Origin of the sequence: Moorena producens 3L (genome assembly GCF_000211815.1) — a bacterium.
GTDB classification, from domain to species: Bacteria; Cyanobacteriota; Cyanobacteriia; order Cyanobacteriales; family Coleofasciculaceae; genus Moorena; species Moorena producens.
In genome coordinates, this window is record NZ_GL890888.1 from 1,736 (window position 1) to 9,041 (window position 7,306).

The following is a 7,306-nucleotide window of genomic DNA, read 5'->3' on the forward strand; positions in this document are numbered from 1 at the left end:
AGCCTTTACTATTGCGTCAAGCGCGTCATAACCTTATTGGACCGTTCCACAAACGCCTTCATGCCTTCGGCATCAAAGCCTTTCTGAGCCATCAGTGCCAGGTCATAGACATGCTGACAAATCATGCTAGCCAATTCCGCTGAGGGAGACTGACCGCCACTCTGAATAATACTGCCTTGACTGAGGTTGACTAGATTCTGAATCAGTGGGTGGTGGTATTGACCACTAAAATATGTTCCTCTGGAAACTGCACCGACTCCTGCTGCATCATGGCAGTCATTTCCTGTAGACGGCGCATGGCTTCCGGCAACAATACCATTGCCGGTGGGGTGCCTTGGGGGTCATCAGACTTCAGGGCTTGAGTCCGGACATTAACCTTAGGCTTATTAATCGCTTGCTCAAACAGTTCCTTAATCAGGTCAGAACGGGTTTTGTTGGTCTTCGGGTCAACAATCTCTTTTTCCTGCTCCTTATCAACAAGGGTATCATCCAAGTCTGAATCCACCCGAGAGAACTTAGCCTCTGTATATTCCCGTTCCAAGAAGCTAATGTAGTGGGTGTCGATAAAGGAGTCCATAAATAGGACTTCTAACCCTTGATTTTTGTGCAGTTCTACATAAGTGGCTTGGCTAGCCTCATCAGTGCAATAGAATACCCGATTTTCGTGATTTTCTTTATTGCGCTCTAGATACTCTTTGATGGTGGTGTAGGGTTGAGAAGAGGAAGACTTGTCCTGTTCGGTGCCCTCATCCGGGGTGACATCCTCCCAAGCATCCCCATCTTGGGATTGCACTTCTACCTTAGGGGTGTCAGTGCTTGGAGCTTCCGAACTTTCCACCGGTTGATAGGTGGTGCGGAAGATCACAATATCTTCTACTTGTTTCTTAAACTTATCGCTATTGAGGCAGCCAAACTTAACAAATGTACCCACATCTTGCCAAGAACGGATGTACTCATCCCGCTCATCCTGGTACTGTTGCTTTAAGCGATCGCCAACTTTTTTAGCAATAAAGTCACCAATCCGAGCCACTGTCCGGTCTTTGGTCAGAGCAGAACGGGAAACATTCAGGGGAATATCAGGGCTATCAATCACCCCTCGCAGTGGCATTAGGAAGTTAGGAATTACTTCTTCACAGTTGTCACTGACAAACACTTGATTACAGAAAAGCTTGATTTGCCCCTTAGTCACATCCACGTCTGGCTTCAGTTTAGGGAAATAGAGAATGCCATCAAGCAAGAAAGGATAATCTGTGTTTAGATGTACCCACAGCAAGGGTTCATCTTGGAACGGGTAAAGATAGCGATAGAACTCCAGATAGTCTTCTTTGGTCAGGTCTCTTGAGGATTTCTTCCACAGTGCCTCATGCTTGTTGATCACCTCATCTTCCAGCTTGATGGGCACTGCCATGAAATCACAGTAGGACTTCACTAGCTGACGAATCCGTGAGGGTTCTAAGTACTCCTGTTCCTCCTCTTGCATGGTGAGGGTAACAGTAGTACCCCGTTCCGTCCGCTCTGAATCCGATAGTTCAAAGGCTGGAGAACCATCACAGCTCCAATGAACGGCTGTTTCCCCTGATTTATAAGAGAGGGTATCAATTTCTACCTTCTGAGCCACCATGAAAGCAGAGTAGAAACCCAATCCGAAGTGACCGATAATCTGTTGGTCAGCTTGCTTTTGGTACTGCTGGATAAATTCTTCAGCGCTAGAAAAAGCAACTTGATTAATATACTTTTTCACCTCATCGGCAGTCATCCCAATGCCGTTATCCGAGATGGAGAGAGTTTTTTTATCCTTATCAATGGTAATTTTAATTTCCGGGTCTCCCACATCCCCGTCAATCTCCCCAGAATAAGAGACCATCTTCAACTTCTGGATGGCATCCACTGAATTGGAGATCAGCTCCCGCAAGAAGATTTCGTGATCGGTGTAGAGAGACTTCTTGATAATCGGGAAGATATTCTCAGTATGAATCGTGATTGTGCCTTGTTCCAGTACAGTCATCAGTTCTTCGCACCTCCAATTAGTTGTTTACAAGTAAGCCCGTTGAACGTTTTAGGAGTCGGACTTTTCGGGCAGTAAATTGTCCTATCCGTTTCCAATTGATATCGCTAACGGAAACCTGTTTTGCTGTCTCGCCACTCACCCAACCATGGGTTATCTTTCCGGCTTTAACAGCTTCAACGTAGTCTCCTTTACGAAAACCATGACTAGTAGTGGTTCCTCCGTATTTACGCCGCTTTCCACATGCACGAAAATTCAACAGGTGTAATTGACGACGACTTATAGGAGCACGTCTAATAACAGAAAACAAAGCGTTAGTTATATTGCAGTTTTCTGGGATACTCAATTTACCTTTACTGTGATAGTAATTCTTGCGCCGCAAGAAATGAGTAGCAGCTAAAGCTATTCCATCTATTGCATGAGTGTTGACTGTCTGCCGACTTTTGTCGGTTTTGTCTTTGACCAGTCCTAGAGCTTCCCTTTTTAGAGCAGTCTCCCAGCCTTGTTTTTGAGTGACTGGAGCTATTTTTTCTAGCTGAGATATTGACCAATATTGGCCTACCATGACAGGAGAAAAACCTTTGTCTCCTCTAGCCTTTACTACCTCATAGACAATAGCTTTTACTGGGTATAAAAGGCTAAGCTCTTTGGCCACCCTTTGCTCTAACTTGCGATTTGCTCGAATTGAAGGAGGTACCTTTTTGTTTACTCTGTTTGAGAATCGCTTTTGTCTATGAGACCTTTGAGAGTAAGGTACCCTGCGATCTATTCGACGACTTCTGCGAGTTTTTTCGGCGAAGCCGACGCTACGCGAACGCATCATTCGTCTAGTATCCATGCGTTCGCGAACCTTCTTGTATGGCAAAACTAAATGTCCCGTCCAAAGAGTGGCTTTGTTTGACTGAACAGCAATGCCAGAAAACATCTTTCCAGGGTCAATCCCAATAGCAATATCCTGAGTTTGTTCCTCAGATGGTTGGTTAACTAACTGAACAGCAAAAACATTTAGATCGTTTTGGTAAATAACAGCTAAACCTTGATTAAGCCAACGTCGAGCACGAGATGCTTTTGTAGGCATCAATGGTCTTCCATCAGGTGAAATAACTGGAACTCGTAACATGGTGATAAACCTCACGAGAAAAGTATTTGGGCACTTGACCCGTCCCCTGGACCACCGAATTTAAGATGTCCTGTCTAACAGCGACTGACAACACAGTCTTGAAGAGACTTGAACTGGGGAAGCATCCAAGCGTTCGTTCCAAAATTCGGCTCAAATGGTCTAGTCAAACACGCATAATTGGTTGTTTATGCAAGCCCCATCCCTCAACAGGGTGGGGTTATTGACTGGTATAGCTACATTTATATGAATGTCCCTTTAACGATTCTGAGGGATTATTTTTGATACGACATATGGGGTTGTCCACCGATAGGGATTCGGATTTCCGTATCTTGAGGAAGACTAGTGAAGTTGTAAGCCTATGCGCGAAGCGCACGGGTGCGCGTTCAACGTTCAGCGGTCAGCGGTCAGCGGTCAGCGGTCAGCGGTCAGCTATTTTATTCAACAGCTGTTCGGTTTAGTGTGGCTTTTCGCCTTTAGCTGTTCCGTGTAGCATGCCCCTAGCCCATAGGCTGATCGCTGATAGGTGAACGCGATCGCACCTCAAGTAGCGCTAATCGCTGATAGTTTAATTATTGAAAATCCACTAGTCATCAATATCCAGGCTAGCATATTGAGCGAAATCACCTAAATATTTTCCTTGACCTTCTGCTGCTTGCTGGATACCCCGTTTCACCTGCGCCAGGGTTTCGGGATTTTGCCATAACCACTGTTCTTCTTCTGGAATTGGGTCGAGTAGGATTTGTCCTGTATCGTTAATCAATACTCGGTAGACTTTTGCCTTAGCTTGCGGTCCTAATTTTAAACAAAATTGGTCATCAATTTGGGCAGCATTCTCAATTACCTGGAAGTTTTGGTTAAGAATCATTTTTACTAGCCTATTAGCTAGCTAGATATATACACTAGTTTAGTCTAGTCTGGTGAATAAGCCCACTTGTCTTGAGTGCGATTGACCACAGGTCACGCTACGGGATTGACCACAGGTCACGCTACGGGATTGACCACAGGTCACGCTACGCGATCGCTACACACCCCACACCTGATAACCCACAACAGCTTCAGGGTTTATACTGGTAAAAATCCGATAAATGTTCCTCCATTTGGTGATTCAGATAATCAATATCTTCGTTATTTAAATATTCAGTAAATCCTCCAACTTTTCCTTTACGAGTTTTGTAAGACTCTTGATCTTGCTGGTCAGTTGGTGTCAAACGATCCGATTTAAATGTCCGGTTTTTTTCCATCTGGCGCATATTCTTAAACGAGGCAAAGTTGACAGCTTCTTCAATTACTTCATCCTGAACTGATTTAACTCCTAAAAACTCTAAAACCCGCCTCAGTTCTTTTTGGGTATTTGTTTTGATATCTTCATAACGCACCAACAAAAAATCTTTCGGGAGATGGCGATTAGCTTCCCATATATTGTAATAGCTAATTAAAGTATCAAAGCTCCCCACTGACTCATGGATGAAGCTATGCAAATCCCCTTCATAGGGTTTAATTCGTTCAGCATACTGCTTCAGAGAGTCTACTTGCTGCATGATGTGGGCATAGTGTCCCACCCGTTTAGTATGTTCAAAATAGATAGATACTACTACATCCCTAGGGTCTCGGACTAATAAAATTACTTTAGCATTTTTATAGTTGGCTTTACTTTGAACAAGTTCATCATGCTTTTTCCATTCTGGTTCATCATCATGAATAACTCGAATTTTTGGGACATCAGGGTGCAATGGCGCTAAGGTTTCCAACTCCAAAATTCTCTCCATAATTTTGGGGTCAGTTAGCTCTAAGTGCTTTTCTAGTGCCCGTCCAATCATCAATCTGAGCCAAGTTCGTCCAGATTTAGGAAATGAAATCAGATAGGCATCTACTGACCGTTGATCATACCAACGCACTAGACTAGTTATTAGAGGCTTTTGAGCCATTCGTCCTAGGAATGTTCCTAGTTTTCGTCTTCCTTCTGGTGGTAGTTTGCTCTTGACAAAAGACCAAGCACCAACAAGGATTGATCGCACTAAAATCGCGTTAAGTATCATAATTATTTTAGAGAGATTTAGTTGACAAAATGGAACAGGAAGTCGGGAGTCGGGAGTCGGGAGTCGGTTATATTAGGAAAAATATCGATTTTTTTGGTGTTTTTTTTATCAATCATAATTTCAATGGTTATGGACTTGATTAACTCTTGCCTCTAGCATGCCTCTTGCCTTTATTTTTGCTTTCCCTTAATTAACTTGCCACAATGAATTCACTTGGAATAGGATATTGTAATTAGCAGCTAACCAGATAGATTAACAAAGTTTTTTATTCCCGATTCCCGATTCCCGATTCCCGATTCCCGATTCCCGATTCCCGATTCCCTGTTCCCTGAGCTATACCATTTAACTATATACCGAGAATAAATCAATCCGCAATACCATGACTAAAGTTTTTATAATCTGTTCTGGTCTGGGTCATATCCAGCGGGGCTATGAGTCTTTTGCCGAAGAGTGCTTCAGCGCTTTATCCCAGGAATCATCTCTTGATATCACCCTGTTTAAAGGAGGAGGTAAGTCTAAAGACAAAATGATTACATTATGGAATCTGCCACGGTATAGCTGGATGGCAGCTCAACTGGGAAGATTGGTTAAGCAATTAAGTGAATTTTTAAAAAAAGGTGACTATTTTGTCAGACAAGAAGGCTACTTTATTGAACAAGCATCATTTACCTTAAGTTTATTATCCCATATATATCGTGAACGTCCAGAGGTAATTTACTTTAGTGATGATGGCTTAGGCTATCTACTGTGGCACTGGCGGCGTTTGACAAAACAGAATTATAAGCTGCTTTTCCGTAATGGAGGAGCCTTATCCCCTCCTTTTTCCCGTTGGGATCATGTACAGCAGTTAACACCAATTCACTTTAAACAGGCGTTAAATTATGGAGAGCCTGCTGAGAAACAAAGTCTACTTCCTTCTGGATTCTTTATCCCTGCGAAATTACAGATACTGTCACCATTAGAAAGAGAGGGGTTACGAGAAAAATTAGGACTACCGAAACAGCAACCGTTAATTCTTTCTGTGGCAGCAATTAACAACTCTCACAAGCGCATGGATTACATTATTCATGAAGTAGCGAGTTTACCAAAACCTAGACCATTCCTATTATTATTAGGTCAACAGGATGCTGAATCACCGGAAATTATTCAGCTTGGCCAAGAGCTATTAGGGCTTAATCAGTTTCAAGTGCGAACTGTTGCTCGTGAGCAAGTAAAGGATTACTATCAGATTGCTGATCTTTTCGTCTTAGCGTCTCTCCATGAAGGATTACCACGAGTAATTGTTGAGGCAATGTCCCATGGTTTACCTTGTTTAGCTCATGATTATGACATTACTCACTTTGTTTTAGGCAATGAAGGATATTTAGCGAATTTTGAATTAACTGGAAGTTTAGCTAATCTAATTTCTCAAGTGTTGGGGGAAGGTTATAACCAAAGTAAGCGTGAAAATTGTCATCGTACGGTCTATGATCGGTTTAGTTGGCAGCAGTTATCGCCAGCCTATGTTGATATGATTCAACGGTGTAGATTAATGGCAAAGGGAACAGAGAGTAGGGAGTCGGGAGTCGGGAGTCGGGAGTCGGGAGTCGGGAAATTATGATTTTTAAGATTTACTGTTGTCGAGGTTTTCGGTAATATTACTCCGAAAAAAAACTCGATGCTCAGCAAAGATACGCTACGCGATCGCTAACTTGTTATTACAATTTTAGCTAACCAATTTTATCGGTAATTTTATAAAAAAAAACGCGATTGACCTGCATGTCACGCTACGCGATCGCTTCCGATTTTTTACTGATTCCCGATTCCCGATTCCCGATTCCCGATTCCCTCGTTTCCTTTAAATTATCCCTCAAAAAAAATTATAAAAACCCTTGACAATATGTTTTGTAATCATTATGATTATATTTATAAACCTAAAAAGAGTTTTTCGACTATGCATCACAATTTTCGGCCAAATTCAGACAATAATCCAGAGCATATCACTCCGAAGATTACTCCTGAGGAGTTTTCCGAAAAAGAATTCCTTGTTCCGTATATTCTGAAGGGAACTCGCCAGCAAATAAGCAATACAATGCATATCCTTAATGCCATGGGCTATGCACAGCTTTCGGAGTGGAGTCCTCTTCAACCCACTGGAATTCCAGG

At 42.6% G+C, this 7,306-nt stretch carries 8 protein-coding genes and 1 pseudogene; 4 read left to right on the forward strand and 5 right to left on the reverse strand.

What is annotated here, in order from left to right; genetic code table 11:
- Positions 1-8: 8 nt before the first annotated feature.
- Both htpG and LYNGBM3L_RS13010 read right to left on the reverse strand, forming a co-directional pair.
- Positions 9-2,005: pseudogene (gene htpG, locus LYNGBM3L_RS13005) on the reverse strand (molecular chaperone HtpG).
- A 19-nt stretch (positions 2,006-2,024) separates the two neighbouring features.
- The gene (locus LYNGBM3L_RS13010; RefSeq protein WP_044492999.1) at positions 2,025-3,125 is read right to left on the reverse strand and encodes an RRXRR domain-containing protein; all 1,101 of its coding nucleotides are present in this window, start codon (positions 3,123-3,125) and stop codon (positions 2,025-2,027) included.
- 358 nt (positions 3,126-3,483) lie between these two features.
- On the opposite strand from LYNGBM3L_RS13010, the gene LYNGBM3L_RS48600 reads away from it, so the two are divergent.
- Positions 3,484-3,615: a hypothetical protein gene (locus LYNGBM3L_RS48600; protein WP_267872022.1), complete on the forward strand. Its 132-nt coding sequence runs from the start codon at positions 3,484-3,486 to the stop codon at positions 3,613-3,615.
- A gap of 93 nt (positions 3,616-3,708) precedes the next feature.
- Here the strand turns inward: LYNGBM3L_RS48600 and LYNGBM3L_RS13015 are convergent, their stop codons facing one another.
- The 3 genes from LYNGBM3L_RS13015 to LYNGBM3L_RS48605 form a co-directional block, all read right to left on the reverse strand.
- The gene (locus tag LYNGBM3L_RS13015; protein ID WP_008183625.1) at positions 3,709-3,990 is read right to left on the reverse strand and encodes a hypothetical protein; all 282 of its coding nucleotides are present in this window, start codon (positions 3,988-3,990) and stop codon (positions 3,709-3,711) included.
- A gap of 190 nt (positions 3,991-4,180) precedes the next feature.
- Positions 4,181-5,161 carry a sulfotransferase domain-containing protein gene (locus LYNGBM3L_RS13020; protein ID WP_008183627.1) on the reverse strand — a complete coding sequence of 327 codons (981 nt, stop codon included), beginning with the start codon at positions 5,159-5,161 and terminating at the stop codon, positions 4,181-4,183.
- Positions 5,162-5,400: 239 nt separating this feature from the next.
- The gene (locus LYNGBM3L_RS48605; RefSeq protein ID WP_267872023.1) at positions 5,401-5,529 is read right to left on the reverse strand and encodes a hypothetical protein; all 129 of its coding nucleotides are present in this window, start codon (positions 5,527-5,529) and stop codon (positions 5,401-5,403) included.
- An 11-nt stretch (positions 5,530-5,540) separates the two neighbouring features.
- Here LYNGBM3L_RS48605 and LYNGBM3L_RS13025 point away from each other — a divergent pair, with 11 nt between their 5' ends.
- From LYNGBM3L_RS13025 to LYNGBM3L_RS38300, 3 genes are all read left to right on the forward strand, one after another.
- Complete coding sequence (locus tag LYNGBM3L_RS13025; protein WP_008183629.1) at positions 5,541-6,761, forward strand: glycosyltransferase family 4 protein; 1,221 nt, start codon at positions 5,541-5,543, stop codon at positions 6,759-6,761.
- A 149-nt stretch (positions 6,762-6,910) separates the two neighbouring features.
- Complete coding sequence (locus tag LYNGBM3L_RS48610; RefSeq protein ID WP_267872024.1) at positions 6,911-7,036, forward strand: hypothetical protein; 126 nt, start codon at positions 6,911-6,913, stop codon at positions 7,034-7,036.
- Between the two features lie 58 nt (positions 7,037-7,094).
- Positions 7,095-7,306: hypothetical protein (locus tag LYNGBM3L_RS38300; RefSeq protein WP_075873654.1), on the forward strand; the 212-nt coding region annotated here is incomplete at its 3' end.